This is a genomic window from Streptomyces sp., assembly GCF_036566765.1.
Lineage (GTDB): Bacteria > Actinomycetota > Actinomycetes > Streptomycetales > Streptomycetaceae > Streptomyces.
Genome location: NZ_DATCVQ010000081.1, coordinates 1 through 1,667 on the forward strand (window position 1 = coordinate 1; position 1,667 = coordinate 1,667).

The 1,667-nt window shown below is 67.4% G+C and carries 3 protein-coding genes; all 3 read right to left on the reverse strand.

Going from position 1 to position 1,667, the window contains the following annotated elements; all coding sequences use genetic code 11:
- Positions 1 to 207 precede the first annotated feature (207 nt).
- Complete coding sequence (locus VIU94_RS04705; protein WP_331907835.1) at positions 208 to 609, reverse strand: type II toxin-antitoxin system VapC family toxin; 402 nt, start codon at positions 607 to 609, stop codon at positions 208 to 210.
- The gene (locus tag VIU94_RS04710) at positions 606 to 854 is read right to left on the reverse strand and encodes a FitA-like ribbon-helix-helix domain-containing protein (protein WP_331907837.1); all 249 of its coding nucleotides are present in this window, start codon (positions 852 to 854) and stop codon (positions 606 to 608) included. The genes VIU94_RS04705 and VIU94_RS04710 overlap by 4 nt, the downstream gene beginning before the upstream one ends.
- A 43-nt stretch (positions 855 to 897) precedes the next feature.
- The coding region (locus tag VIU94_RS04715) for a glycoside hydrolase domain-containing protein (RefSeq protein WP_331907839.1) at positions 898 to 1,667 on the reverse strand (770 nt) is incomplete at its 5' end.

A 1,667-nucleotide genomic window follows, 5' to 3' on the forward strand; every position in this document is an offset into this window, starting at 1 on the left:
GCGGTGATCCAGGCACGTCTCTCGTGAACCGCCGAAGCATGTGCTTGCGCTCCACTTATCGAGGCCAGAACTCAGCGTCGTCGGACGACCGATGATCAGCTGACTGTCATCACGACCGAGTCGTCGAAAGCCTGCCACGAGTGCCCTCCAACGGCAGCCCATGGCCCATCACGGCGTGGTGAGTCGGCGACCGCAAACTGGGACCTGTCAGTTGATCGTTCTCACGGGGCAGCGCGCGACACCGGCTTTCGCGATGCGTACGTCGGCGGTGACGAGGGTGAGGTCATGTGACTCGGCGACTGCGACGTAGCTGGCGTCGTAGGTCGACAGGTTGCTGCGCAGTTCCCACATTCGGGTGAGGCACGGGCCGGCCGGTGCGGTGATCACAGTGATCGCCTGGAGCCAATGCAACGCCTGTTCGGCGTCCAGGTCGGTGAGCTTGCCGCCCAGAAGGAGTCCGCGAAAGACACTGAGCACCTCGGTGCGCCAGATCTCCGGGACGACCCATTCGGGGTCGTCGGCGAGGATCTTGGTCGCCGCGTTCACCCGGGAGTCGGTGTCGGGGTCTGCGAAGAGAAGAGTGACTGCGGAAGCGTCGGGGACGATCACGCGGCGCCCTGGGAGCGCTCGCCTCGAGCCGTGTCGCGTGCGGCGAGCACGTCCTCGGTGGTGAACTTGGAATCGCCCCTGCTGGCGATCACGCGGTCGATCAGGGCTTGGTTGTTGGCGAACGACGCCTCCCGGAGGACGACGTCCCGAAGGTAGGAGTTCAGCGACTGCCCACGGTCCTTCGCGCGCTGGGCGAGGACGTCGCGTACGTCATCGGGGATGTCGCGGATCTGCAGATAGGCCATGCACTCATTATGAGTGCATTATGAATTCGGATCAAGTGCACGGTCAGTTGGTGTGGTGGATCGGCAGGTCCGCGTCCGCTGTGCCCCAGTCCCGGTTCGGCTCGGCGCCGACGTCGATTCGGACGGTGCCGCCGCGGTTCATCACCGACTCGGGAAGCCATGACCGGGTGTGCGGCGTGCCGTCGAGAGTGACCGACTGGACGTAGATGTTCTCGGCGCCGGCGCCGGGGGACTCGATGGTGATGTCGACGCCGTTGCCGCGGTGGATGACCACCCGCTCGAAGACCGGGCTGGAGAGCAGCATCTCGGCGCGGGCGGGGTCCTGCGGGTAGATGCCCATCGCGGAGAAGACGTACCACGCCGACATGGTGCCGAGGTCGTCGTTGCCGGGCAGCCCACGCGGGCCTGTGCCGTAAGCGAGGTCTGCCATCGCCCGCACCGTCTCCTGGGTCTTCCAGGGCGCGCCGAGCGCGTTGTACATCCACGGGACGTGGATGCCGGGCTCGTTGGTCGGGTCGTAGCGGAGCGCGTCGCCGCCGGTGTACTGCCAGGAGCCGTCGGCCTTGTGGAAGAACGCGTCCAGCCGCTGGATCGCCCGCTCCCGGCCGCCGACGGCCTCGGCCAGCCGGGCGACATCGTGCGGAACCATCCAGGTGTACGTCGCGCTGCTGCCCTGCGCGAAGCCGGTCTGGGTCGACGGGGTGAAGCCGGAGACCCAGCTCCCGTCGGCGTTGCGGGCCTGCTGGTAGCCGTCCGTGGCCGTCGCGGCCGGGTTGAAGGTGTGCTGCCACCAGCCGGCCCGCTCCATCAGCG